This window comes from Aeromicrobium endophyticum (genome assembly GCF_003586285.1).
GTDB classification, from domain to species: domain Bacteria; phylum Actinomycetota; class Actinomycetes; order Propionibacteriales; family Nocardioidaceae; genus Aeromicrobium; species Aeromicrobium endophyticum.
The window spans coordinates 25,174-49,160 of sequence record NZ_QUBR01000001.1 but is presented as its reverse complement, the minus strand read 5'-3'; the positions used below and the strand labels follow the sequence as shown (position 1 = coordinate 49,160).

Below are 23,987 nucleotides of genomic sequence, written 5' to 3'. Positions count from 1 at the left end.
ACATCATGAGGCGTGGCGCGAGCGCTTGTGCTGGTACATCTTCTGGTCGGCCGCCAGCACCAGGTCGTCGATCGAGGCGTCCGGAAGATCGGCCGTCGACGCGGTGCCCACGCTGGCCGACAGCGGCAGACGCCCCCGACGGTCCAGGTTGACGGCATCGAGCCGCGCGACGAGCCGGTCGCGCAGGCCGTGCTGGTCGCGCGGCGGATCGACCACGAGCACGCAGAACTCGTCGCCGCCCAGCCGCGCCACGACGTCGTGCGGGCGCGTGACGGCACGCAGGGCGTGGGCTACCTGCACCAGCACCTCGTCGCCTGCGACGTGACCGCTGCCGTCGTTGACCGTCTTGAGCCCGTCGACGTCGATGAACGCGACCAGGCACGAGCTGCCGGTGAGCCGTGCGCCGGTGAGCAGCGCCTCGGCGGAGTCGAAGAAGCCGCGCCGGTTGAGCAGCCCCGTCAACGAGTCCGTGGCCGACAGCGTGCGGATGTCGGCATTGGCCCGCTCGAGGTCGGCGGTGCGGTCGACGACGCGTCGCTCGAGCTCGGCGTAGACCGCGATGTTCTCCATCGCGACGGACGTGGCGTCGGCCAGCGCCTGCAGCAGCCGGATCTCGTCGCCGGACGCCACGTGGCCGTCGGCCCAGTAGTTGCCGATCGCACCGATGGGATCGAGGCTGCGGATCGGCACCATGGCCAGGCTCTTGACGAACGTGGGCCGGTAGGCCTCGTGGGGGATGCGGTCGTCGACGTAGATGTCCTCGATGACGGCGGTCTGCCGGTTCAGCATCGCCCAGCCGCTGATGCACGTCTCCATCGGGAAGCGGCTGCCCTTCCAGAGCGGCTCGATCGCGTCCTCGTCGGCGTAGTAGCACTGGCCGGAGTCGCGCAGCACGAACGTGGCGCCGTCGCTGCCGGCCAGCTCGCGGGCCGTGGTGCGCACGATCTGCTGCACCTGCGGCAGGTTGCGGGCCATCGACAGCTCCTGCACGGCCTGCACGAGGCGCTCCATGCCGCGGACGTACGTGTCGGTGCGGACGTCCTGGTCGTCGATCAACACGTTCCCTCCGTCGCCGTGGACCACCAGGATGGCAGAGGCCAGCGGGTGACAGGTGGGGTTGTCAGAAATCGTGGGCCCCTCGACGTCGGCGCCTGGAGGGCTAGGGTGGGGTCATGGCTGACATCGAGGGAACCCCGACCGGCGCTGACGGACAGAAGGCCGACATGAAGGCCAAGTTCCGCGAGGCGCTCGACAAGAAGAAGAACCAGACGCACGCGACGGCCGAGGGCGCCGAGCACGACGGCAGCGAGAAGTCGCACGGTGCGACCGGCCCCACGACGTCACCGGAGTTCCGCCGCAAGAGCGTGTGACCTGACGCGGTAGCCTCGACAGGTGGCAGCACCCGATTTTGCAGAGCAGACCAAGGCCCTCTCGGCGACCCTGACGTCGATCGAGAAGGTGCTCGACCTCGACGCCGTCCGCAAGGAGATCGACGACCTCCAGGTCGAGGTCGGCGACCCGGCCCTGTGGGACGACCAGGCCAACGCCCAGCGCGTCACGAGCCGGCTGTCGACCCTGCAGGCACAGGTCGAGCGCGTCACGGGCCTGCGCAGCAGCCTCGACGACCTCGCGATCATGCACGAGATGGCCCTCGAGGAGAGCGACGCCGAGACGTCCGCCGAGGTCGACCGCGAGCTCGCCCGCGTGCAGAAGGCCATCGAGTCGCTCGAGGTGCGCACCCTCCTGTCGGGCGAGTACGACGAGCGCGACGCCATCGTGTCGATCCGCTCGGGCGCCGGTGGCGTCGACGCCGCCGACTTCGCCCTGATGCTGCAGCGCATGTACATCCGCTGGGCCGAGCGTCATGGCTACACCGTCGAGATCTACGACGTCTCGTACGCCGAGGAGGCGGGCATCAAGTCGACGACCTTCGCCGTCAAGGCGCCCTACGCCTACGGCACCCTGTCGGTCGAGTCGGGCACCCACCGCCTGGTGCGCATCTCGCCGTTCGACAACCAGGGCCGCCGCCAGACGTCGTTCGCGGCGATCGAGGTCGTCCCGGTGCTCGAGCAGACCGACGAGATCGACGTGCCCGACGAGGACATCCGCGTCGACGTCTACCGGTCGTCCGGCCCCGGCGGCCAGAGCGTCAACACGACCGACTCGGCCGTGCGCCTGACGCACATCCCGACCGGCACGGTCGTCAGCTGCCAGAACGAGAAGAGCCAGCTGCAGAACAAGGCCAGCGCGATGGTCATCCTGAAGGCGCGGCTGCTGGCGCTGAAGAAGGCCGAGGAGCGCGCCCACCTCGACGAGCTGCGCGGCGACGTGCAGGCGTCGTGGGGCGACCAGATGCGCAACTACGTCCTCAACCCGTACCAGATGGTCAAGGACCTGCGCACCGAGCACGAGAGCGGCAACACCCAGGGCGTGCTCGACGGGGAGATCGACGACTTCATCGAGGCCGGCATCCGCTGGCGTCGCAACCAGCAGACCGCCGCGTAGTCAGTCGCGGTAGCCCTCGGCGGCCTGCTTGTCCTCGACGCGCTGACGGATGCGGCCCATGCCGGGGATCTTGGCGATCATCTCGTTGAGCTCGTGCATCGTGTCGAGCATGTCGTGGATGTCGGGCGCGACGCTCTGCATGTTCTCGACGATCGGCAGGACGTCGGAGATCATCCGGTCGACCAGCTCGGGCAGGTGGTCGATGAGCCGGACGACCGCCTCGACCTCCTCGGGGCTCGTGCTCTTGGCCAGGCGGTCGAGCGTCGGCTGGAGCAGCTCGAGCGAGGGGGCGAACGAGTCGAGCAGGTGCTGGGCGCGGGCGACGGTCGGCTCGATGCTGCCGACCAGGCCTGCGGCCCGCAGCACGAGCTTGTCGGACGTCGTGATGGTGCGGTCGATGCGCTCGATCTGCTCGTCGGCGCTCGTGTTGGTGGCGTCGATCTTGGCGATGGCCGCATCGGCCTGGTCGATCGTGCGGTCGACGCGCAGGACGACGTCGTCGGCCGAGCGTCGCGTGGCGTCGATGCGGTCGATCAGCACGTCGGCGCGAGCGACGAGCGCCTCGGCCTGACCCAGGAGGGTGAGGGCCCGGGGGAGCACGCCCGTGACGTCCTCGACGAGCTGGCGCACCTGCCCGACGAGTGTCACGGCATCGCGGGGGTCAGGCAGGGGCAGTCGCATTCGTCCACGCTATCGGCGGGCTCGCAATCCCGCTGGTCGCCGTCCATCGCCGGTTCACCACGCCGGCAGGGCAAGCCCCGTCCGGGCGCGGCAGGCTTGCCGCGCCCGGACGAGGTTTGCCCCGCCGCGCGCCCCGGTTTGCCCTGCCGGCGCGGTAAACCGGGGCGGGTGGGTCAGGACGTGGTGCTGAAGGCCGCGTCGAAGGCGGCGGTCGGGGCGTCGAACAGGTTGGCCTTGACGAAGGCCAGGGCCTCGGGCGCGCCGAGCAGGCGGTCCATGCCCGCGTCCTCCCACTCGATCGACACGGGGCCGTCGTAGCCGATCGTGTTGAGCATCCGGAAGCACGCCTCCCACGGGACGTCGCCGCGCCCGGTCGAGACGAAGTCCCAGCCGCGTCGCGGATCGGCCCACGGCAGGTGCGAGCCGAGACGTCCGTTGCGCCCGTTGCCGACCTGCTTCTTCGCGTCCTTGCAGTCGACGTGGTAGATCCGGTCCTTGAAGTCCCACAGGAAGCCCAGCGGGTCGAGGTCCTGCCACACGAAGTGCGACGGGTCCCAGTTGAGGCCGAACGCCTCGCGGTGGCCGATCGCGTCGAGGGCAGCGTGGGTCGTCCAGTAGTCGTAGGCGATCTCGCTGGGGTGCACCTCGTGCGCGAAGCGCACGCCCTCCTCGTCGAAGACGTCGAGGATGGGGTTCCATCGGTCGGCGAAGTCCTGGTAGCCGGCAGCGATCATCGCCTCGGACGCCGGCGGGAACATCGCGACGTACTTCCAGATCGACGAGCCCGTGAAGCCCACGACGGTGTCGACGCCGAGCATGCGGGCGGCCCGGGCGGTGTGCTTCATCTCTTCGGCCGCGCGCTGCCGGACGCCCTCGGGGTCGCCGTCGCCCCAGACCCGGGCCGACAGGATGTCGTGGTGGCGCTGGTCGATGGGGTCGTCGCAGACGGCCTGGCCCTTGAGGTGGTTGGAGATCGCGTGCACCTGCAGGCCGTACGTGTCGAGGATGTCGAGGCGCGTCTGGATGTAGCCGTCGTCCTCGACCGCGGCCCACGGGTCGAGGTGGTCGCCCCAGCAGGCGATCTCGAGGCCGTCGTAGCCCCAGCCGGACGCGAGCTTGGCGACCTCCTCGAACGGCAGGTCGGCCCACTGGCCGGTGAACAGGGTGATCGGACGAGTCATGCGGTGCTCCTGGAGGTCGGCGCGGCAGGGAGTCAGAGGGTCTGGGTGGTGCCGGAGGCGGCGGACGCCTCGACGGCCGCGAGCACGCGCTGCACGGCGAGTCCGTCGGCGAACGACGGCGCGGGGTCGGCGCCCTTGGCGATGTCGGTGACGAGGTCGACGACCTGGTGGGTGAAGCCGTGCTCGTAGCCGAGCCCGTGGCCCGGGGGCCACCAGGCGGCGACGTACGGGTGGCTGGCCTCGGTGACCAGGATGCGGCGGAAGCCGGCGACGGACGGGTCCTCGGTGGCGTCGAAGAACTCCAGGACGTTCATGTCCTCGAAGTCGAACGCCAGCGATCCGAGCGTCCCGTTGATCTCGAGCCGCAGGGCGTTCTTGCGGCCCGTGGCGAACCGGGTGGCCTCGAAGACGCCGATGGCGCCGCCGACGAAGCGGGCGGTGAAGGCGGCCGCATCGTCGACGGTCACCGGTCCGCGCTCGGCATCCTGCGAGGCGTGCCCCCCGAGCGTGGTGTGGTCGCCCCCGATGGGGCGGGTCTGGACGAACGTCTCCATGAGCCCGTTGACGGACGCGATCGAGTCGCCGGTCACGAACTGGGCCATGTCGATGATGTGGGCGCCGATGTCGCCGAGGGCGCCGGAGCCGGCGAGCGACTTGTCGAGGCGCCAGCTGAGGGGCGCGTTCTCGTCGGCGAGCCAGTCCTGCAGGTACTGCCCGCGGACGTGGCGGATCGTGCCGAGCCGTCCGGACGCCACGAGCTGGCGTGCGAAGGCGACGGCCGGGGTGCGCCGGTAGGTGAAGCCGACCATCGAGCGCACGCCCTGCTGGGCGGCGGTGGCAGCCGCGGCCGCCATGGCCTCGGCCTCGGCGACGGTGTTGGCGAGGGGCTTCTCGCAGATGACGTGCTTGCCGGCCTCGAGCGCGGCGATCGCGATCTCGGCGTGCGTGTTGCCAGGGGTGCAGATGTCGATGACGTCGACGTCGTCGCGGGTGAGCAGGGCGTGCCAGTCGGTCTCGACCGACTCCCACCCGAAGCGGCGGGCGACCTCTCCGGCGGCGTCCTCGTTGCGTCCGCACACGGCGCGCAGGCGGGGGAGGAGGGGCAGGTCGAAGAACGCCGGCGCCGTGCGCCAGGCCTGCGAGTGGGCGGCGCCCATGAAGGCGTAGCCGACCATCCCGATCCCGAGGTCGGGGCGTGTGTCGCTCATGCTGGGGTCCTCATGCTCGTGTCGTACGTGGAGGGGGTGGGGGCCCGCGGCCGGCGGTGCGACCGCGGGCCCCCTGTCAGTCGATCAGGCGATCAGGACCGGAACGCCGACGGCAGGTACGTGTCGACGTTGTCCTTCGTCACGACCGGGGCGGCGAGCTTGAGCTGGCGCGGCACCTCGATCTCGGCGAGGTCGGACATCGACTTGTTCTGCACCAGCAGGCGGGCCAGCTTGACGCCGTCGGCGGCCTGCGTCGACGGGTAGACGACCGTGGCCTTCAGCACCGAGTTGCCGGCCTTGATGGCGTCCATGACGTCGGCCGATCCGGCGCCGCCGATCATCGTGAACTCGTCGCGGTTGGCGTTCTTGATGGCCGCGAGCACGCCGACACCCTGGTCGTCGTCGTGGTTCCACAGGTAGTCGATCTTCGGGGCGGCCTGCAGCAGGTTGGACGCCGCCTCCTCGCCCGACTCGACCGTGAACTCGGCGGCGACGCGGTTGTCGACGTCGAGGCCGCACGACTTGAGCGCGTCCTTGAAGCCCTTCGAGCGCTCCTGCGTGAGCGGCAGCGAGTCGATGCCGGCGATCTCGGTGACGACCTTGTCCTTGGCTCCCTTGGCGTCCTCGCAGACGAAGGTGCCGGCCGAGACGCCCATGCCGTAGTTGTCGCCCAGCACCGTGGTGCGCGCGGCGAACGGCGAGTCGAACTCGCGGTCGACGTTGATGACGGTGATGCCGGCGTCCATGGCCTTGCGGGCCACCGAGGTCATCGCGGCGCCGTCGAACGGCAGCAGGACGATCGCGTCGACCTTGTCGTTGATGAAGGTCTCGACCTGCGAGATCTGCAGGTTGACGTCGTTGGTGCCCTCGGCGACCTTCAGCTCGACGTCGTCGTACTTGTCGGCCTGCGCGACGGCGGCCTTCGTGATGGCACCCATCCAGCCGTGGTCGGCCGCGGGGGCCGAGAAGCCGATGACGACCTTGTCGCCGCTCTTGTCGTTGTCGGTGTTGCTCTTGGTGACTGAGGCGCTGGTGTCGTCGTCGCTGGAGCTGTTGGTGCAGGCGCCGAGGACGAGTGTGGCGGCCGCGAAGGCTCCCGCCACGGCATAGGCCCGACGGCGGCGAGGATGGGTCGTGGACATGTGTACTCCTGGTGGGGGTGGGGGTGCTGGTCGTGCGGGTGGTGCGGGGTGGTGCGTCGTGCGGGTTACGTCTTGCGGTTCGCGATGCGCTGCTGCAGGAGCACGGCGATCACGATGATCACGCCCTTGGCGACGTTCTGGGTCGACGTCGACAGGTTGTTGAGCGTGAAGACATTGGTCAGCGTCATGAAGATCAGGACGCCGAAGAGGGTGCCGATGATGGTGCCCCGGCCACCGCTGAGCAGCGTCCCGCCGATGACGACGGCCGCGATCACGTCGAGCTCGAGGAGCGTGCCGTGCGTCGACGATCCGGTCGTGGTGCGCGACATCAGCATCACGGCGGCGATGCCGCACGTGGTGCCGAGCAGCGTGTAGAGGTAGACCGTGTGGCGCTGCACCTTGATGCCCGCCAGGCGAGCGGCCTCGGGGTTGCCGCCGACCGCGAACGTGCGGCGGCCGAAGGTCGTGCGGTTGAGCAGGAACCAGCCGGCGACGGTGACGAGGGCGAAGATGATGACGATGACGGGGATGCCGAGCGGCTCGGCGGCGAAGAAGTCGGTGAAGCCCTGGTTGCGGATGATCTGCGTCTTGCGGTCGGCGATGACCTCCGCGAGCCCGCGCGCCGACGCGAGCATCGCGAGGGTCGCGATGAACGGGACGATCCGTCCGTAGGCCACGAGGAGCCCGTTGATGGCGCCGCAGGCCGCGCCGACCAGGATCGCGCTGAAGACCATCGCGACCCAGCCGATGTTGTCGGCCATCGCCTGCGTGCCGGTCGTGGTGGCCCACACCGACGAGAGGGCGACGATCGCGCCCACCGAGAGGTCGATGCCTCCGCCCGTGATGACGAACGTCATGCCGACGGCCACGATGCCGGTGACCGTGGCGAGACGCAGGATCGTCAGGACGTTGTCGGTGCTGGCGAAGCGGTCGCCCGCCGTCACGACGCCGACGATGCACAGGACGACCAGCGCGATGACGAGGCCCAGGTTGCGGGCGATGCCGATCGATCCGCGGGGCTCGCCCTTGGGCGGTGCCGGGACGGTCAGCGAGGGATCTTGCAGGGAGGCGCTCACGCGACTTCACCCTTCTGCTCGGTGGGGGATGCGGTGTGTTCGTGGGAGGCGATGATGCGGTCGAGGACGCCGCCGGCGTCGATGGCCTCGCTGGGGCCGTCGTGGACGACCGCGCCGTCGGCGATCACGAGGATGCGGTCGGACAGGCCGAGCACCTCGTCGATGTCGCTGGAGACCACCAGCAGCGCCACGCCGGAGTCGGCGAGCTGGCGGATCAGGGCGTAGATCTCGGCGCGTGCGCCGACGTCGACGCCGCGGGTCGGCTCGTCGAGCAGGAGCACCTTGCACGACCGCAGCAGCCAGCGGGCCAGGACGGCCTTCTGCTGGTTGCCGCCCGAGAGTGTGCGGATGATCCGTTCGGGGGCGTCGGGCCGGATGTCGACGGAGCGGGCCGCCTCGTGGGCGGCCTGCTTCTCGGCGTCGTCGGTGGACACGCCGAACCGGGAGAACCGGGAGATGCTGGCCAGCGACACGTTGCGGTAGACGGCGTCGTCGAGGATCAGGCCCTGCGACTTGCGCTCCTCGGGGCACAGCCCCAGGCCGGCGCGCACGGCGGTGTCGACCGATCCGTTGCGCAGCGCCCTGCCGTCGACCGTGACGCTGCCGGCCGAGGCGCGGCGGGCGCCGTAGATCGTCTCGACGATCTCGCTGCGTCCGGCGCCGACGAGACCGGCCAGGCCGATGATCTCGCCGGGGCGCAGGTCGAAGGAGATGTCGGAGAACTCGCCGACGCGGGCGAGCCCGTCGACCGACAGCACGGGCGCCGTGGCGGGCAGGGGGATGGTGCGGCGGGGGTAGACCGACGACACGGTGCGTCCGGTCATCAGGGTGATGAGCTCGGCCGTCGGGGTGTCCTTGGCCGAGAGGTCGCCCGCGACCGTCGCGCCGTCCTTGAGCACGGTGAGGCGGTCGCCGATGCGGCGGATCTCGTCGAGGCGGTGCGAGATGTAGATGACGGCGGTGCCGGACGCGCGCAGGTCGTCGACGACCCGGAAGAGGCCGTCGACCTCGTCGGGGTCGAGCACGGCGGACGGCTCGTCCATCACGATGATGCGTGCGTCGCGCGACAGCGCGCGGGCCATCGACACGATCTGCTTGCCGGCGGCCGACAGGCTGCCGACCTCGCGGGTCGGCCGGATCTCGGAGTGGCCGAGGCGGGCGAGCAGCTCGCGGGCCTTGCGGTTCATCGTGGCGTCGCGGGTGATGCCGCCGCGGGCGCTCTCGTGGCCGAGGTAGATGTTGTCGGCGACGCTGAGCCCGTCGACGAGGTCGAGCTCTTGGTAGATCGTGGCGATGCCGGTGGCGAGGGCGGCCTGCGGGTTCGCGAACGACACGGGCTCGCCCTCCCACAGGATCGTGCCCTCGTCGACGCCGTGGGCGCCGGCCAGGACCTTGATGAGCGTGGACTTGCCGGCGCCGTTCTGGCCGAGCAGGCAGTGGACCTCGCCGGCGCGCACGACGAGGTCGACGCCGTCGAGGGCGCGGACGCCGGGGAACTTCTTGACGATGCCGCGCATCTCGAGCAGCGGGGCGGAGGGGTGTGACATGGCCGTGACACTAGTCACACGTTCTGTCGGCCGTCAAGCAAAAGTCAGATGTTCGCCGACATACTTGGAAAGCCAGCGCGTCGAAAGGGGGTCTGGTTAACTCATGGCCATGACTGCTGTGTCCGTCGGGCTGCCGCCGACCCTCGTCGGCACCGGCGACCTCTTCCAGCTGATGCGCGACGGCCGGCCCCGCACCCGCGGCGAGCTGGCGCAGCTGTCGTCGTTGGCCCGATCGACCATCACGGCCCGGGTCGACGCCCTGCTGCTGTCGGGGCTGCTCCAGCCGGTGGGCGAGGCCGCCTCCACCGGTGGGCGCCCTCCCACGCGCTTCGCCATCAACCCCCACGACCGGGTCGTGCTGGCCATCGACCTCGGGGCGTCGCACGCGACGGTCGCCATCACCGACATGTCGGGCGAGGTGCTGGGCCAGCGCACCGTCGACAGCGACATCGCCGACGGTCCCGTCACGGTCCTCGACCGCGTCGCCGCGATCGGCGTCGATCTGCTCGGCGAGCACGACCGGTCGATCGACGAGGTCGCCGGCGTCGGTATCGGGGTTCCCGGCCCGGTCGAGCACGCCACGGGGCGTCCGGCCAATCCGCCGATCATGCCCGGCTGGCACGACGTCGACATCCCCGCGCACCTGAACCGCCACTTCCCGGGGCCGGTGCTCGTCGACAACGACGTCAACCTGATGGCCCTCGGCGAGTACGTCACGTCGTGGGAGTCGTCGCGCCACCTGCTGCTGGTCAAGGTCGCCACCGGCATCGGGGCCGGCATCGTCGCCGACGGACGTCTGCTGCGCGGCGCGCTCGGGTCGGCCGGAGACCTCGGGCACGTCCAGGTCGCGGGCGCGCCCGACGACGTCGTCTGCCGCTGCGGCAACGTCGGCTGCCTCGAGGCCGTGGCGGCCGGACCCGCCATCGCGGCCAAGCTGCGCGCCGGCGGCCTCGACGTCGAGGGTTCGCAGGGCATCGTCGACGCGGTGGCGGCCGGCGAGATCGCGGCGCTGCAGGCCGTGCGCGAGGCGGGACGCGACCTCGGCACCGTGCTCGCCACGTGCGTCAACCTGCTCAACCCGTCGGTCATCGTCATCGGGGGCAAGCTGTCCGAGGCGGGGGAGTACCTGTTGGCCGGTGTGCGCGAGGTCGTCTACCAGCGCTCGCTGCCGCTGGCGACGCACGACCTGCGCATCGTCAGCACCGCGGCCGGCACCCAGGGCGGCATCCTGGGGGCCAGCGCCATGGTGATCGACGCCGTGCTGTCGCCGCGTGCGGTCGACGCGTACGTGGCGCAGCGCACGGCCTAGACATCCCGGTTGGGGCTCGACGTCCCACCTCAGCGGGGATCGGCTGCCTACAGTGGCTCAGTGATTCGATTCGACAAGGTCACCAAGACCTATCCCGGCCAGAAGCGTGCCGCGCTCGACGGCGTCGACCTCGAGATCGAGAAGGGCGAGTTCGTCTTCCTCGTCGGCGCCTCCGGCTCCGGCAAGTCGACCTTCCTGCGGCTGATCCTGCGCGAGGCCCGGCCCACCAGCGGCCGCGTCTACGTCGCCGGCAAGGAGATCAACAAGCTGTCGAGCTGGAAGGTGCCCAAGCTGCGCCGTCAGGTCGGCACGGTCTTCCAGGACTTCCGGCTGCTGCCCAACAAGACCGTCACCGAGAACGTGGCCTTCGCGCTGCAGGTCATCGGCAAGTCGCGCGCCGAGATCAACACCCTCGTGCCCGAGACGCTCGAGATGGTGGGCCTCGAGGGCAAGGGGCACCGCATGCCCGACGAGCTGTCGGGCGGCGAGCAGCAGCGTGTCGCGGTCGCTCGCGCGTTCGTCAACCGTCCGATGATCCTGATCGCGGACGAGCCCACCGGAAACCTCGACCCCACCACCAGCGTCGGCATCATGAAGCTGCTCGACCGCATCAACCGCACCGACACCACCGTCGTCATGGCCACCCACGACTCGTCGATCGTCGACCAGATGCGCAAGCGCGTCATCGAGCTCGAGTCGGGGCTCATCGTCCGCGACGAGGCCCGTGGCATCTACGGCTACCAGAACTGACTCGGCGAAGAGGACCACATGCGTAGCACTCTCAGCGAGCTGGGCCAGAGCCTGTCTCGCAACAAGTCCATGACCATCTCCCTCATCGTCACGATGACGGTGTCGCTGCTGCTGGCCGCGCTGGGTCTGCTGATCCTGGCCCAGTCTCAGCGCACCGAGAAGTACTTCGGCGACAAGCTGCAGCTGCAGGTCAACCTCTGCACCAAGAACTCCCTGGCGCCGACGTGCATCGGCGGTGTCGCGACCGACGACCAGCAGACGGCCGTGCAGGAGGCCCTGCGGGGCAATGCGCAGGTCAAGTCGTTTGACGTCCGCACGCCCCAGCAGAACTACGACCAGGCGCGGGTGCTGTTCGGGCAGTCCGAGACCGGACGCAAGCAGCTCGAGACGTTGAGCCCCGACTCGTTCCCCGTCTCGTACTTCGTGACGCTCAAGGACCCGCAGAAGTACGACGCTGTCGTCAGCCAGGTCTCCGGCATGGACGGCGTCGGCAACGTCAGCTCGCTCAAGGAGCTGCTGGGCCCGCTGTTCTCGGCGCTCGACAAGCTGCGCAACGGGGCGCTGGCCATCTCGGCGCTGCTGATCTTCGCCGCGGTGCTGCAGGTGTCCAACACGATCCGCATGACGGCGTACGCCCGGCGACGCGAGATCGGCATCATGCGGCTGGTCGGCGCGTCGAGCTGGCACATCCAGCTGCCGTTCATCCTCGAGTCGATGATCGCGGCGCTGATCTCGGCGGCCCTGGCCGCGGGAGGGCTCGCGGCCTTCGTCCACTTCGTCGTCTACGGCTACCTGCGCGACACCCTCGGCAAGATCACGACGTGGGTCGGCTGGGGCGACGCGGTGCAGGTCGTGGGCATGACGACGGCCCTCGCGCTGGTGCTGGCACTGGTGCCGACACTCTTCCTGACCCGCAAATACCTGGACGTGTGACGTTCGTAGCCTAAAGTCAGGCTTGATACTTTCATCGCACACGTCACGGCACGCTCATCGACATGTTCTCCGGGTCCGCCCGGGGATCCTTCCCCCAAGGTCGAGGTCATGTTTTCCCTTCCCCGCACTGCGCTCACCGCTGCGCTGCTGTCGGCCGCGCTCGTCGCCGGCCTGACGGCTCCGTCGTTCGCCGACAAGAAGCACGACCTCGAGCAGCAGAAGAAGGAGGCGAACAGTCGGGCCCGCGACGCGCAGAAGGACCTCGACGCCTCGACCAAGCAGTTCGCCGACGCCGCGGCCGCCCTCAAGGAGGCCGAGGCCAAGCTGGGTGCCGCCCAGACGACGCTCGACCAGACGCGGGGCAAGGTCGTCGTGGCCGAGGCCTTCGACGCCGAGATGCAGGGCAAGCTGGAGAAGAGTCAGTCCGACCTGAGATCCGCGCGCAAGCAGCTGGCCAAGGGTGAGGAGCAGCTCGTCTCGTCCGAGAAGTCGGTCGAGGAGTTCGCGGTGCAGGACTACCTCGAGGGAGACCGCGGGCTGCGGGCCGTCAGCGGGCTGCTGCAGGGCGAGGACCCCGCCGCGTACGGCGAGAAGGTCAGCCTCAACGGCGCCGTGAGCGACGACCAGGTCGCCACGATGCAGCGGCTCGAGGCCTCCCGGGTCATCCTCAAGCTCAAGCGCCAGAAGGTGCAGAAGCTGCGCGACAAGGTCAAGGTGCAGCGCGCCGAGGCCGCGGCCAACCTGGTCGAGAAGAAGCAGCTCGAGGTCGCCGCCGAGCAGCAGACCGCCGTGGTCGCCAACCTCGTGACGGCACGTCAGGGTGCGGCCGACACCGCCGCCACCGCCAGGGCCGAGGACGAGCGGCTGCTGCAGGAGTTCCAGGCCGAGTCGAACCGCCTCGAGACCGAGCTGCAGAAGGTCGTCGCCGAAGAGCTGCGCAAGGAGCGCGAGCGCGCGGCGCGCGAGGCCGCCCGCAAGGCGGCGGGCGGCGGCGGGCAGGACGACGATCCGGAGCCGCCTGCCACCGGCGACAGCGGCGGCACGTTGTCGCGTCCGGTGTCGGGTCCCATCACGTCGCCGTACGGCATGCGGGTGCACCCCATCACGGGCGTCTACAAGCTGCACGACGGCATGGACTTCGGCGTGCCGTGCGGCACCCCCGTCCGGGCCGCCGCCACCGGCACGATCCTGCAGCAGTACTTCAACGGCGCCTACGGCAACCGCATCATCCTCAACAACGGCGTCAAGCGGGGCGTCAGCGTCGTCACGACGTACAACCACCTCTCGCGCTTCGCCCTGAAGGCCGGCGCCAAGGTGCAGCGCGGCCAGGTCATCGGCTACTCCGGCACGACCGGCTACTCGACCGGCTGCCACCTGCACTTCATGGTGCTGACCAACGGCTCGACGGTGAACCCCGCCGGCTGGCTGTGACGCCGTGACACGCGTCGAGTCGAGCGTCGTGGTCGACGTCGACCCGGCGACGGCCTTCGCCGTGTCGCAGACGTCGGGCGAGACGCGGCTGCGGTGGGACCCGTTCATCCACGAGCAGCACTTCCTCGACGGTGCTTCGTCGCCGGGCAAGGCTGTCCGCACCGAGACGCGTCACCGCTCGCGGCTGCGGATGGTCAGCGAGTACGTCTCGTTCAACCCGCCGACCAACGTCGGCATGAAGATGACCGAGGGGCCGTGGTTCTTCGCCTCGTTCGCGGGCGGCTGGCGGTTCGCGCCCGAGCCGGGAGGACGGTGCCGGGCCACCTGGCGCTACAGCTTCCGGTGCCGGCCGGCGTGGCTGGCCCCGCTCGCCGAGCGCATCGGCGCGGTCGTCCTGCGCCGCGACATCGACCGGCGCATCGCCGGCTTCGCGCGTGGGTGTGCCGACCCGGTGGTCGTGGCCGCGGTGCGTCATCCGCAGGCGTGACCCGACCTGGGCGAGGCGTGACACAATAGGTCGGTGGCCAAGGAGACCGGGCGCAAGCTCGTAGCGCAGAACAAGAAGGCGCGCCACGACTATCACATCGAGGACACGTTCGAGGCCGGCATGGTCTTGACCGGCACCGAGGTGAAGTCGTTGCGTGCGGGACGCGCATCCCTCGTCGACGGATTCGGCGAGATCGAGCGCGGCGAGGCCTGGCTGCTGGGCGTCCACATCCCCGAGTACACGCAGGGCACGTGGACCAACCACGAGACCCGACGCCGGCGCAAGCTGCTGCTCAACCGCTCGGAGATCGACCGCATCGAGCGGCGCACCACCGAGAAGGGCCTGACGATCGTCCCGCTCTCGCTGTACTTCAAGGACGGCCGGGCCAAGGTCGAGATCGCCCTGGCACGCGGCAAGAAGACGTACGACAAGCGCCACGCGATCGCCGAGCGCACTGCGACCCGCGAGGCCGAGCGCGACCTCGGGCGGCGGCTCAAGGGCATCCACTAGTGGCGCCCCGCCACCCGTGAGCGGGGGGTTGCAGGACGCCGACCTGCCGGGCTTGACCACCGAGCTCGGCATCCCCGGCCTCGTCGACGTGCACACGCACTTCATGGCGCCCCAGCTCATGCAGAAGGTGTGGGCCTACTTCGACGCCGCCGGGCCCCTGCTCGGACGGCCGTGGCCGATCACCTACCGCTGGAGCGACGACGATCGCGTCGCCCACCTGCGCTCGATGGGCGTCCAGGCGTTCTCGGCACTGTCGTACGCGCACCGTCCGGGCGTCGCCGGCTTCATGAACGACTGGACGCTGGCCTTCGCCGACCGCACCCCGGGCGTGCTGCGGTCGGCGACGTTCTACCCCGAGCCGGAGGCCGCCACGTACGTGCCCGAGCTGCTCGACCGCGGCGTCGAGGTGTTCAAGGTGCACGTGCAGGTGGGCGACTTCGCCCCCAACGACCCGTTGCTCGAGCCGGTGTGGGGCACGCTGGCCGACAGCGGCACGCCGATCGTCCTGCACGCCGGGTCCGGCCCGGCACCGGGCCACCACACCGGCCCGGCCGGCGTCGCCGACGTCCTGGCGAGGCATCCCGACCTGGCCCTGGTGATCGCCCACCTCGGCATGCCCGAGATCGACGAGTTCCTCGACCTGGCCGAGCGGTACCCGAACGTCCGCCTCGACACGACCATGGCGTTCGTCGACTTCTGGCAGCAGCCGGTGCCCGACGGCGTCCCGGCACGGCTGGCGCAGCTGCAGGACCGCGTGCTGTTCGGCACCGACTTCCCGAACATCCCGTACGCGTACGCCCACCAGGTCGAGGTGCTGCAGCGGCTCGACCTCGGCGACGACTGGATGCGCAGCGTGCTGTGGCGCAACGGGGCCGGGCTGTTCGGCGTCGCTCCGTGAGCGCCGACGCCGGCACGATCCGGCTGGCGACCGCGCAGGGGCGGTGGCTGCTCGCCGCGATGATCCTCGGGTCCGGCATGGCCTTCCTCGACGGCTCGATCGTCGGGCTGGCGCTGCCGGCCATGAGGTCCGACCTGCAGGCCAGCGCGGCGGGCGTGCAGTGGATCGTCAACGGCTACACGCTGACGCTGGCTGCGCTGATCCTCGTCGGCGGGTCGTTGGGCGACCGTCTCGGACGTCGTCGTGTCTTCGTGGCCGGCGTCGTGCTCTTCGCCGTGTCGTCGGTGGCGTGCGCCGCGGCGCCGACGATCGAGGTGTTGGTCGCGGCCCGTGGGATGCAGGGCGTCGGCGCGGCGCTGCTCACGCCCGGCAGCCTGGCGATCATCTCGGCGTCGTTCGCCGCGGAGGACCGCGGACCGGCGATCGGGCTGTGGTCGGGGCTGTCGGGCGTCACCTCGGCGATCGCGCCCCTCCTCGGCGGATGGCTCGTCGACACGACCGGGTGGCGCGGCATCTTCTGGATCAACGTCCCCCTCGCGATCGCCGTCGTGTGGCTGGCGGTGCGTCACGTGCCCGAGACCACGGGCGAACCGGGCCCGATCGACTACGGGGGAGCGGTCCTCACGGCGGTCGGGCTGGCCGCGCTGACGTACGGGCTGGTCGACGAGTCCTGGCTCTGGGGCACGGTCGGCGTGGGGCTCATGGTCGTGTTAGTCGTGCACCAGAAGGTCACGCCGCACGCGCTCGTGCCGCTCGGTCTGTTCGCTGATCGCGTGTTCACGGCCGCGAACATCTGCACGTTCGCGATCTACGGCGCGCTCGCCGCCTCGGGCTTCCTGCTCGTGCAGCAGCTGCAGTACGTGTCGGGCTTCTCGCCGCTGGTGGCCGGGCTGGCCAGCGTCCCCATGACGGTCATCATGCTGCTGTTCTCGTCGTGGGCCGGTGCGCTCGGCTCGCGCATCGGGCCCCGCTGGCCCATGACGTTCGGTCCGCTGATCGCGGCGGTGGGCCTGCTGCTGATGCTGCGGATCGGCGAGGGTGCCAGCTTCTGGACCGACGTGCTGCCGGCCTCGATCGTGTTCGGCGCCGGCATCACGGTGCTGGTGGCGCCCCTGACGACCGCGGTGCTGGCCGCCGCGCCGATGCAGCAGACCGGCATCGCGTCGGGCATCAACAACGCCGTGGCCCGCACGGCCTCGTTGCTGGCCGTGGCCGCGATCCCGCCGATCGCGGGCATCGCCGGCCAGGACTTCGCCGACCCGGACGTCTTCGGCCCCGGTTTTCGCACGGGCACGCTGATCTGCATCGGCATGCTCGTGGTCGCCGCGCTGTGCGCCGCCGCGCTCATCCACGGCAGCAAGGTCTCCCCCAGCCCCGCCTCCGGCGCCCCCTGACCCGCGAGTGGCGCAGATCGGTGATTCTGGGACGGCGTGTCGCGCGAGAGTGCGCCACTCAGCGGCGGGAATGCGCCACTCGGGTCCGGGGTTGAACAGGAGTAGGATGATGACGCGGCCGTGATGGGGCCGTGGTTGACAACTCAAGAGGGGCTGATCGGTTTCGACTAAGGTCGTTCGATTCAGGTGAAGCGGGTAGAGGATCCAGGGTTATCTCTTTAACGATCTCTGGAAACCAACAAGTGCCGATTCCAAGCGCACTGACTTCGCTCTCGCTGCTTAAGCGATAAGTGAAGGGCTGGCCCGGGGGCGTCTCCGCTCCGGATCGCCAGTCTCATCAAGGAGACTTGCTGGTCACACGGCGTCACAGCGTGTGATCGGGACTTTTCTGTGACTGAGCCCGTCGGCGACGCGTCTGTCCGAGCGCCGGGGCTGAGAAAAGCGACTAGACGGACTGCACCCGGAGAAGCCCTGACTCAGCGCCGTAGGACCGGGGTTCGATTCCCCGCAGTTCCACTGCATGACAGAGCCCTCGTCGTCCCCGTTCCTGGGATGACGAGGGCTCTGTCATGCAGTTCATCAGCCGAGCGAATCGAGTGGGCCCCTCGTCCGCAGCACCGTCCCGTGGCGGAGCCGCCCGTCCGGTGCCGCCGACCAAGGGATCCCCGCAGCGCCCCGTGAGAGAGCGCCCGACCCACCTACAGCTGCGCGATGACGCTCACGAGGCGGCCGTCGCCGTCGGCGTAGCCCGGGGGATCGTCGACGAACGCGTCGCCGGCGACCTCGAGGTCGACGATCCGGTCGAGCGTGAACATCGTCCAGAACGGCGGCGGGCGCGAGTTGCTGCGGCCGCCCGTCTGGTAGCCGCGCAGGGTGATCGCGTCCGTGATCACGTGGCTGCCGAGGGCTGCGGGCTGGACGACGCGGGGCTGCCCCTCGTAGACGAACCGGACGTGGAGCCGGTCGGCGATGGCGCGCCGCAGGTCGTCGAGGCCGGCATCCAAGCGTCGGCCCCGGCCGCGTGGGTGGGTCGGTGAGGTCGGTGAGGTGTTCACACCCTCTCGTCCCACTCGCGCACGGATTCTTACAGCGAGGACCCGTCGGATAACCTGTCCGGGGCCCGACGGGCACCACCGCACGCCTGCGCAGAAGGGGATGTCATGTCGACCGGTCAGCATCGCTCGGTCGACACACCCCTCACCAAGCCCGATCACGGACGCACGATCCGCCTCGACATCGAGGGCATGCGGACCATCGCGGTCGGCTCGGTGCTGGTGGCCCACGCGGGCGTGCCGTTCGCCGCCGGCGGTTTCGTCGGCGTCGACGTGTTCTTCGTCCTGTCGGGCTTCCTGATCACGGGGCTGCTGGCGCGGGAGGTGTCGCGGTCGGGCCGCGTGAGCCTGTCGCGGTTCTGGGCCCGACGCATGAAGCGTCTGCTGCCGGCCAGCGCCACGGTGCTGGTGTTCTCGGCGATGGTGACGTACTGGTTCCTGCCGATCACGCAGCGCAAGGACTTCGGCGGCGACATCGTGTCCGCAGCCCTGTACGTCGTCAACTGGCGGCTCGCCGCTCGAGGGGTCGACTACCTGGCCGAGGACGTCGGTCAGTCGCCGGTGCAGCACTACTGGTCGCTCGCGGTCGAGGAGCAGTTCTACGTCGTCTGGCCGATCCTGATGCTGGTGATCGGGCTGATCGCGGCGCGGCGCTGGAAGGTCGGGGCCTTCGCGGTGCTGGGCGTGGTCACGGTGGCCTCGTTCGCCTACTCCGTGCAGCAGACGGCCGACAGCCCCGCAACGGCCTACTTCGTGTCGGCGACTCGCATCTGGGAGCTCGGCATCGGAGCCCTGCTGGCCTTGGCCGCGTCGCAGGTCGAGCGCCTGCCGGACGTGCTGCGGGCGGCCGGCGGATGGGCCGGCCTCGCGCTGGTCGCCTACGCGGTGCTGGTGTTCGACGACAAGACGACCTGGCCCGGTGCGCACGCGCTGGTGCCGACGGTGGGCGCGGCGCTGATGATCGCGTCCGGTCTGCGACCCACGCCCGGATCGCCCCAGCGGCTGCTGAGCATCGCGCCGATGGTGTGGGTGGGCGGGCTCTCGTACTCCATCTACCTGTGGCACTGGCCGATCCTGGTCGCCGCGCAGGCCCACTGGCCCGACATCCAGCTGCGCTGGGTCGTGCTGCTGATGGCGGCGTCGGTGGTCCCGGCCTACCTCTCCAACCGGTTCATCGAGAACCCCATCCGGTTCGGCACGACGTTCAAGCCCAACGGCCGCGCGATCGGCATGGGCCTGGCGCTCACGGGCCTCGGCGTGGGGGTCGGGCTCGGGCTGTCGGCCTCGGCGTCGGCCGGCGTGGACGAGGCCGCGACGTCGAAGAGTCCCGGCGCTGCGGCACTGCTCGACCCCGCGAACCAGGACGTCGACTGGGCCGCGATGCGCTCGGTCGAGGCGATGCGTCCTCTCGCGACCGAGGCCGTCGCCGACCGTCCCACGTTCTACGACGACGGCTCGGGCTGCCAGGTCAGGGACGGAGACCCCGTGCCCAAGCCGTGCACGTCGGGCGACACGTCGGCCGATCGCACGGTCGTGATCGTGGGCGACTCGAAGATCGCCCAGTGGCAGCCCGCGATCGCGGCGATCGGCCGGCGCGAGGGCTTCAAGGTCGTGCAGTTCACCAAGTCGGCGTGCTCGTTCACCGACGTCGACCTCGACCGCAAGAACAACCCCGACTGCCGCGCGTGGGGCCGCACGGTGCTCAAGGACGTCGTGAAGCTCGACCCCGACCTCGTGATCGCGTCGCACCGCCAGGGCAAGGCGCTGCCGAAGGGGGCGACCGAGCGCAGCCAGGAGACCGAGGACGCCATGGTCGACGGCCTGGTGTCCTACTGGCGCACCTTCACGCGGTCCGGCATCCCGGTCGTGGCGCTGCTCGACAACCCGGCCCCCTCCGACCAGCCGGTGTACGAGTGCGTCGCGCAGAACCCGAAGAACCTCGACCGCTGCGCGTTCGACCGCGAGCAGGGCGTCGCCGCCTCCGGGGCGCCCGCTGCGCGTCGGGCGGCCGCCGAGGTGCCGGGTGCCTCGGTCGCCGACCTCACCTCGACGATCTGTCCCGACGGCAACCGCTGCTCTGCCGTCATCGGCAACGTGCTCGTCTACCGGCAGACCACGCACCTCACGACGTCGTTCGTCGAGAGCGCCGAGGCGCAGCTGTCGGCGGCCCTCTTCGGTGCGACCAAGGGAGAGTTCGGCGAGGCCCTGCCGAACGACTGAGGTCCGCACGCTTGCGCGCCAGGGACGCAGGGATAGCGTGAGGAGATGACGTCCTACACCGATGCCCAGATCGAAGAAGCGCTCAAGGGCCTGCCCGGCTGGTCGCAGGAGGGCGAGGCACTCGTGAAGTCCTTCGAGTTTGCCGACTTCACCGCCGCTATCGCCTTCGTGGGGCGCGCGGCCGGCCCGATCGACGAGATGGACCACCACCCCGAGTGGACCAACGTGTACAACCGGGTCGACATCCGGCTGAGCAGCCACGACGTCGGGGGCGTGACCGATCGGGACGTCCAGCTCGCCCGCGTGCTCGAACGGGTCGCCGAGGCGTCCTGATGGTCGCTGCGCGGTCGTCCACATGCGCCCGGCGGGGTGCTTGACGACCGCTACTCATCCGTGTCATCTTATCGCTACTCATCAGTGGCGCGACACGGTGTCGCGTCCGGGGGTCGCGAGACGCTCGGGGGTCCATGGGCACCGGCAGGTGCCTGGGCGCCCGGCGCGGGTCGACGTCGGTGAGCCACCCGTGAAGGAAGTCCACGATGTCCGATCACTCATCGCTCCACCCATCCGCCGCACGACGCTGGGTCGCTCGCTCAGCCGTCCTCGCCGCCATCTCGCTCGGGCTGGTCGCCGTGGCGCAGCCGGCCATGGCCGTGGCCTGGGGCAGCTCGTCGAGCCCTCTGACGGCGTACCACAAGAGCGCCTCGTCCGGTCAGAAGCAGGCTCAGGCCTACGGCGACTTCTACAACCAGGGCGGGTCCTACGCGCGCAACTCCTCGCAGCAGAAGGACAGCAAGCCCGGCGGCGACAGCGTCTACGTCGAGACCAGGTTCCAGTTCTACTTCCAGGGGGCGGGCCAGTCGTCCCCCGCCTGGAACACCAACAAGAACGACCAGACCGGCCGCACCAGCTCGGGGTCGTGGAAGTCCGACTACACCCGCACGACCCTGTACGGCACCGCCGACAAGGCGCGCGGACAGATCCACGTGTGCGAGGACCAGAACCTCGCACCGGACGACTGCTCGGTGTGGGCCTACACGACCTTCGCCTACTAGGCGCGCACCATCACCTCGGTGCTCGAGGTCCGGTCCCTGTCGGTCGAGCGAGGACGTGAAGAGATCCTTCACGACATCTCGTTCGTCGCGGGGGCCGGAGCCCTCGGTCTGCTCGGCGTCAACGGTGCGGGCAAGTCCACGCTGCTCCGGTCGTTGGCCGGTCTGCTGCCTCCGCGGTCGGGCAGCGTGCTCATCGACGGAGCCGACGTCTACGAGGGCCGGCGCCGCGCCGCCGCCTCCCGGCAGGTGGCCCTGGTCCCGCAGGACTTCGACTTCCCCGGCACCTTCACGGTGCGCGAGTTCCTGTGCCACATGGCATGGATGCGCGCCGTGCCTCGCAGGTCGTCGGCCGCTCGGGTCGACGCGGCGCTCGAGGCGGTCGACCTGCAGCGGCAGGCCGGGCGGCGACTCAACACGCTGTCGGGCGGCATGGCGCGCCGGGCCGCGATCGCCCAGGCGCTCCTGGCCGACCCCGCTGTCCTGCTGCTCGACGAGTCGACCACCGGGCTCGATCCCGTGCAGCGAGCCGAGATCCGGCTGCTGCTGCGCTCGTTGGCCGCCTCGCGGTGCGTGGTGCTCGCGAGCCACATCGTCGAGGACATCGAGCAGCTCGCGACGCGGGTCGCGGTGCTGCACCACGGGCGCCTGCTGTTCGACGGCGCGACGGCCGACGTCGCGGGCCCGTCCGGCGACCCGGCCCGCGCCGGCGGTCTCGAGGCAGGGTTCATCTCGCTGATCGGCGGTGACACCGCGTGAGGACGCTGATCCGTCGCAGCTCCACGGTCGGATTCGTCCCGGTCCTCGTCGTCGTCCAGGCCTTCTGCCTGCTCCAGCGGGGCACGCCGTGGCTGGGTGAGTGGGACTGGACGGCCGACTGGGCCGGTGGGGTCACGGTGGTGACGGGCCCCTTGCTGGCCGGATGCACGGCCTTCGAGGTGCTGAGGTGGCGTACGGCGGCGACGTGGTCGCTGCTGCGCCAGACGCCTCGAGGTGGTCACGCCGCATGGCTGTGCGCGCTGCCGGTGCTGGTGATCGGGGTGGTGGTGCACGTCGTCGCCACGGCATCGGTGCTGGTGGCGACCGCCATGGCCGGGGGCGAGCCGCGCATCGACACCGGGTTCGTGCTGGTCGTGGTGCTGCCGGTCGTGGCCCTCGCCGCTGCGGCGTCCATCGGCGCTGCCACCGCCGCGTGCTGGCGCAGCCTGCTCGCGGTGCCCCTGGCCGCAGCCATCGTGTTCGGCCTGACGGCCTTCCCCGACCGCCTGATGCTGCCCGACGTGCTCAAGGTCGGCGGCACCACCGGCAGCCTGGTGGGCCTGACGTGGGACTCACGCCAGCAGGCGGCTGCGCTGGCGGTGCTGGTGATGGTCTCGGTGTTCGCGGTCGTCGTCATGCACGCGCGCGACGCGGTCCGCCGTGGCCCGGCGTCGCGATCGATCGTCGCCGCGTCGGCCGTGGCCCTGGTCGCAGCGGTTGTCCTGGCCCAGTCCGTGCCGTCGTCCCGGTTGCGGCCGTCCGGCGCACCCATCCGCTACGCGTGCACAGCCGCATCGGGCACCACGGTGTGCCTGGCCTCCCAGACGTCACGGCAGCTCGCCTGGCTCGCCGCGCAGATCATCCGGCAGTCCGAGCCGCTCGCCGCGATCGGGGTGAGGCTGCCGCGCCGCTACCAGCAGGTCGTGCCGTACCGCCGTCAGCCCGACGGCGTCGCGCCGATCCTGCTCGAACCCGACTCGATCAACGCGCGACGCGGTGACGCCCGGCGTGTCCCCGACCTGCTCGCCATGCCGGCGCTGTGCGCCGCCGACACCGGCGAGGTGCCGCCGCCCGACGAGGTGTTCGTGGCTCGTTCGGCGATCTCCGCCTGGCTCTCGGTCCGCAACGGCCTGTCCGAGACGTCCGACTACCGGGTCGAGGTGTTCGGCGAGTGGCTCGGCCAGACCGCTCCGGACCAACAGGCATGGATCCGCACGACCTACGCCCAGCTCACGGCCTGCGCGTACGCCGACGTGAGGCTGCCCGAGTCGGTGGTCCTGCCCTGAGCGGGGCCCAGGCCTGGATGCTGGTCCGGCGGTTCCACGCCGCCCGCGCCGTCATCGTGTCGCTGCTGTGGTGCGGCGGACTGCGCCTGGTGATCGGTCCGGTGGTCGCGCTGCCGTTCGGACCTGTGGTGGCCCCGGTCTGGCTCTTCGCGATCTTCGGGGCCGCGATGATCTGCCTGCCGATCGTCTCGTCGAGGCTCGTGACGTGCGAGGGTCAGGCGGTGCGCTCCGGCCGGAGGCTCCGCGCCGGTCGCGCTGCCGCGTTCACGGTCGTCTACGGCGTCGCGCTGAGCACGTTCGCCGCCGGCCGCCTCACCGTCGCCCTGCTGGTGGTCGCGTTGGCCTGCGCCGGTCTGTGCCTCGTGCTCGCAGCCGTGCTGGGCGATGCGGCCGTGGTGGTGGTGCTGGCGGTCGGCCTGGTGGTGGTCTTCGCGTCGACGTACCCGTGGTTCGCCCAGCCCCTGGCGGCGGCGGGCTCCTGCTCGTTGGGCATGGCCACTGCGCTGGTGGCCCTGGGAGCCGTCGCATCGGTCGCGGGGCGTGGGTGACCCCAGGTGGCGGGCCCG

24 protein-coding genes and 1 other RNA gene are annotated in these 23,987 nt (G+C 70.5%); 17 read left to right on the top strand and 8 right to left on the bottom strand.

All coding sequences use genetic code 11. The features are described from left to right. Nucleotides 1-3: 3 nt before the first annotated feature. Nucleotides 4-1,059 (bottom strand): GGDEF domain-containing protein, encoded by a 1,056-nt coding sequence (locus DX116_RS00245; protein WP_233556515.1) that lies wholly within the window; start codon nucleotides 1,057-1,059, stop codon nucleotides 4-6. A gap of 113 nt (nucleotides 1,060-1,172) precedes the next feature. On the opposite strand from DX116_RS00245, the gene DX116_RS00240 reads away from it, so the two are divergent. Together DX116_RS00240 and prfB are read left to right on the top strand one after the other, a co-directional pair. Then, complete coding sequence (locus DX116_RS00240) at nucleotides 1,173-1,370, top strand: DUF5302 domain-containing protein (protein ID WP_119702255.1); 198 nt, start codon at nucleotides 1,173-1,175, stop codon at nucleotides 1,368-1,370. Nucleotides 1,371-1,392: 22 nt separating this feature from the next. Then, entirely contained in the window at nucleotides 1,393-2,505 is a 1,113-nt protein-coding gene (gene prfB / locus DX116_RS00235; RefSeq protein ID WP_119702254.1) for a peptide chain release factor 2, read from the top strand. On the opposite strand, the gene DX116_RS00230 is transcribed toward prfB, so the two are convergent. The 6 genes from DX116_RS00230 to DX116_RS00205 form a co-directional block, all read right to left on the bottom strand. After that, the gene (locus DX116_RS00230; RefSeq protein WP_119702253.1) at nucleotides 2,506-3,186 is read right to left on the bottom strand and encodes a hypothetical protein; all 681 of its coding nucleotides are present in this window, start codon (nucleotides 3,184-3,186) and stop codon (nucleotides 2,506-2,508) included. A 173-nt stretch (nucleotides 3,187-3,359) separates the two neighbouring features. Beyond that, nucleotides 3,360-4,367: a sugar phosphate isomerase/epimerase family protein gene (locus DX116_RS00225; protein ID WP_119702252.1), complete on the bottom strand. Its 1,008-nt coding sequence runs from the start codon at nucleotides 4,365-4,367 to the stop codon at nucleotides 3,360-3,362. A gap of 32 nt (nucleotides 4,368-4,399) precedes the next feature. Next, nucleotides 4,400-5,575 carry a Gfo/Idh/MocA family protein gene (locus DX116_RS00220; RefSeq protein WP_119702251.1) on the bottom strand — a complete coding sequence of 392 codons (1,176 nt, stop codon included), beginning with the start codon at nucleotides 5,573-5,575 and terminating at the stop codon, nucleotides 4,400-4,402. Nucleotides 5,576-5,667: 92 nt separating this feature from the next. Continuing rightward, nucleotides 5,668-6,717 carry a substrate-binding domain-containing protein gene (locus tag DX116_RS00215; protein ID WP_119702250.1) on the bottom strand — a complete coding sequence of 350 codons (1,050 nt, stop codon included), beginning with the start codon at nucleotides 6,715-6,717 and terminating at the stop codon, nucleotides 5,668-5,670. Nucleotides 6,718-6,782: 65 nt separating this feature from the next. Further along, a complete protein-coding gene (locus tag DX116_RS00210; protein ID WP_119702249.1) occupies nucleotides 6,783-7,793 on the bottom strand; it encodes an ABC transporter permease in 1,011 nt (336 codons plus the stop codon). Next, nucleotides 7,790-9,340, bottom strand: coding sequence for a sugar ABC transporter ATP-binding protein (locus DX116_RS00205; RefSeq protein WP_199715868.1), 1,551 nt, complete (start codon nucleotides 9,338-9,340; stop codon nucleotides 7,790-7,792). Before DX116_RS00205 ends, DX116_RS00210 begins: the two co-directional genes overlap by 4 nt. Nucleotides 9,341-9,449: 109 nt before the next feature. Here DX116_RS00205 and DX116_RS00200 point away from each other — a divergent pair, with 109 nt between their 5' ends. The 9 genes from DX116_RS00200 (at nucleotide 9,450) to ssrA (ending at nucleotide 17,571) form a co-directional block, all read left to right on the top strand. Then, on the top strand, nucleotides 9,450-10,649 hold the full coding sequence (locus DX116_RS00200) for an ROK family protein (RefSeq protein ID WP_119704029.1): 1,200 nt from the start codon (nucleotides 9,450-9,452) through the stop codon (nucleotides 10,647-10,649). A 60-nt stretch (nucleotides 10,650-10,709) separates the two neighbouring features. After that, nucleotides 10,710-11,399, top strand: a complete 690-nt coding sequence (gene ftsE, locus DX116_RS00195) for a cell division ATP-binding protein FtsE (RefSeq protein ID WP_119702248.1) — start codon at nucleotides 10,710-10,712, stop codon at nucleotides 11,397-11,399. 18 nt (nucleotides 11,400-11,417) lie between these two features. Further along, nucleotides 11,418-12,332 (top strand): permease-like cell division protein FtsX, encoded by a 915-nt coding sequence (gene ftsX / locus DX116_RS19805; protein ID WP_158591849.1) that lies wholly within the window; start codon nucleotides 11,418-11,420, stop codon nucleotides 12,330-12,332. Nucleotides 12,333-12,440: 108 nt separating this feature from the next. Continuing rightward, on the top strand, nucleotides 12,441-13,763 hold the full coding sequence (locus DX116_RS00185) for a M23 family metallopeptidase (protein ID WP_119702246.1): 1,323 nt from the start codon (nucleotides 12,441-12,443) through the stop codon (nucleotides 13,761-13,763). A 4-nt stretch (nucleotides 13,764-13,767) separates the two neighbouring features. Next, complete coding sequence (locus DX116_RS00180) at nucleotides 13,768-14,250, top strand: SRPBCC family protein (protein ID WP_119702245.1); 483 nt, start codon at nucleotides 13,768-13,770, stop codon at nucleotides 14,248-14,250. Nucleotides 14,251-14,283: 33 nt separating this feature from the next. Then, the gene (gene smpB, locus DX116_RS00175; protein WP_119702244.1) at nucleotides 14,284-14,760 is read left to right on the top strand and encodes an SsrA-binding protein SmpB; all 477 of its coding nucleotides are present in this window, start codon (nucleotides 14,284-14,286) and stop codon (nucleotides 14,758-14,760) included. Between the two features lie 16 nt (nucleotides 14,761-14,776). Then, a complete protein-coding gene (locus tag DX116_RS00170) occupies nucleotides 14,777-15,658 on the top strand; it encodes an amidohydrolase family protein (protein WP_233556514.1) in 882 nt (293 codons plus the stop codon). Next, nucleotides 15,655-17,052, top strand: coding sequence for an MFS transporter (locus DX116_RS00165; RefSeq protein ID WP_119702242.1), 1,398 nt, complete (start codon nucleotides 15,655-15,657; stop codon nucleotides 17,050-17,052). The genes DX116_RS00170 and DX116_RS00165 overlap by 4 nt, the downstream gene beginning before the upstream one ends. A gap of 149 nt (nucleotides 17,053-17,201) precedes the next feature. Further along, nucleotides 17,202-17,571, top strand: a transfer-messenger RNA (tmRNA) gene (gene ssrA, locus DX116_RS00160). Nucleotides 17,572-17,750: 179 nt separating this feature from the next. Here the strand turns inward: ssrA and DX116_RS00155 are convergent. Continuing rightward, nucleotides 17,751-18,056, bottom strand: a complete 306-nt coding sequence (locus tag DX116_RS00155; protein ID WP_119702241.1) for a WYL domain-containing protein — start codon at nucleotides 18,054-18,056, stop codon at nucleotides 17,751-17,753. 156 nt (nucleotides 18,057-18,212) lie between these two features. On the opposite strand from DX116_RS00155, the gene DX116_RS00150 reads away from it, so the two are divergent. The 6 genes from DX116_RS00150 (at nucleotide 18,213) to DX116_RS00125 (ending at nucleotide 23,969) form a co-directional block, all read left to right on the top strand. After that, complete coding sequence (locus DX116_RS00150) at nucleotides 18,213-20,324, top strand: acyltransferase family protein (protein WP_119702240.1); 2,112 nt, start codon at nucleotides 18,213-18,215, stop codon at nucleotides 20,322-20,324. A gap of 45 nt (nucleotides 20,325-20,369) precedes the next feature. Beyond that, nucleotides 20,370-20,657 carry a 4a-hydroxytetrahydrobiopterin dehydratase gene (locus DX116_RS00145; RefSeq protein WP_119702239.1) on the top strand — a complete coding sequence of 96 codons (288 nt, stop codon included), beginning with the start codon at nucleotides 20,370-20,372 and terminating at the stop codon, nucleotides 20,655-20,657. Nucleotides 20,658-20,863: 206 nt separating this feature from the next. Beyond that, nucleotides 20,864-21,379: a hypothetical protein gene (locus DX116_RS00140; RefSeq protein ID WP_119702238.1), complete on the top strand. Its 516-nt coding sequence runs from the start codon at nucleotides 20,864-20,866 to the stop codon at nucleotides 21,377-21,379. A gap of 18 nt (nucleotides 21,380-21,397) precedes the next feature. Next, on the top strand, nucleotides 21,398-22,135 hold the full coding sequence (locus tag DX116_RS00135; protein WP_158591848.1) for an ABC transporter ATP-binding protein: 738 nt from the start codon (nucleotides 21,398-21,400) through the stop codon (nucleotides 22,133-22,135). Continuing rightward, nucleotides 22,132-23,421 carry a hypothetical protein gene (locus DX116_RS00130; RefSeq protein ID WP_119702236.1) on the top strand — a complete coding sequence of 430 codons (1,290 nt, stop codon included), beginning with the start codon at nucleotides 22,132-22,134 and terminating at the stop codon, nucleotides 23,419-23,421. The genes DX116_RS00135 and DX116_RS00130 overlap by 4 nt, the downstream gene beginning before the upstream one ends. Before the next feature lie 17 nt (nucleotides 23,422-23,438). After that, on the top strand, nucleotides 23,439-23,969 hold the full coding sequence (locus DX116_RS00125) for a hypothetical protein (RefSeq protein ID WP_119702235.1): 531 nt from the start codon (nucleotides 23,439-23,441) through the stop codon (nucleotides 23,967-23,969). Nucleotides 23,970-23,987 lie beyond the last annotated feature (18 nt).

What these genes read in the sequence shown, in the direction of transcription:
- DX116_RS00240 (WP_119702255.1), top strand. Translation starts at nt 1,173, where the DNA reads ATGGCTGACATCGAGGGAACCCCGACCGGCGCTGACGGACAGAAGGCC.
- DX116_RS00230 (WP_119702253.1), bottom strand. Translation starts at nt 3,186, where the DNA reads ATGCGACTGCCCCTGCCTGACCCCCGCGATGCCGTGACACTCGTCGGG.
- DX116_RS00225 (WP_119702252.1), bottom strand. Translation starts at nt 4,367, where the DNA reads ATGACTCGTCCGATCACCCTGTTCACCGGCCAGTGGGCCGACCTGCCG.
- DX116_RS00220 (WP_119702251.1), bottom strand. Translation starts at nt 5,575, where the DNA reads ATGAGCGACACACGCCCCGACCTCGGGATCGGGATGGTCGGCTACGCC.
- DX116_RS00215 (WP_119702250.1), bottom strand. Translation starts at nt 6,717, where the DNA reads ATGTCCACGACCCATCCTCGCCGCCGTCGGGCCTATGCCGTGGCGGGA.
- DX116_RS00205 (WP_199715868.1), bottom strand. Translation starts at nt 9,340, where the DNA reads ATGTCACACCCCTCCGCCCCGCTGCTCGAGATGCGCGGCATCGTCAAG.
- DX116_RS00200 (WP_119704029.1), top strand. Translation starts at nt 9,450, where the DNA reads ATGACTGCTGTGTCCGTCGGGCTGCCGCCGACCCTCGTCGGCACCGGC.
- ftsX (WP_158591849.1), top strand. Translation starts at nt 11,418, where the DNA reads ATGCGTAGCACTCTCAGCGAGCTGGGCCAGAGCCTGTCTCGCAACAAG.
- DX116_RS00185 (WP_119702246.1), top strand. Translation starts at nt 12,441, where the DNA reads ATGTTTTCCCTTCCCCGCACTGCGCTCACCGCTGCGCTGCTGTCGGCC.
- DX116_RS00150 (WP_119702240.1), top strand. Translation starts at nt 18,213, where the DNA reads ATGTCGACCGGTCAGCATCGCTCGGTCGACACACCCCTCACCAAGCCC.
- DX116_RS00145 (WP_119702239.1), top strand. Translation starts at nt 20,370, where the DNA reads ATGACGTCCTACACCGATGCCCAGATCGAAGAAGCGCTCAAGGGCCTG.
- DX116_RS00140 (WP_119702238.1), top strand. Translation starts at nt 20,864, where the DNA reads ATGTCCGATCACTCATCGCTCCACCCATCCGCCGCACGACGCTGGGTC.
- DX116_RS00125 (WP_119702235.1), top strand. Translation starts at nt 23,439, where the DNA reads ATGCTGGTCCGGCGGTTCCACGCCGCCCGCGCCGTCATCGTGTCGCTG.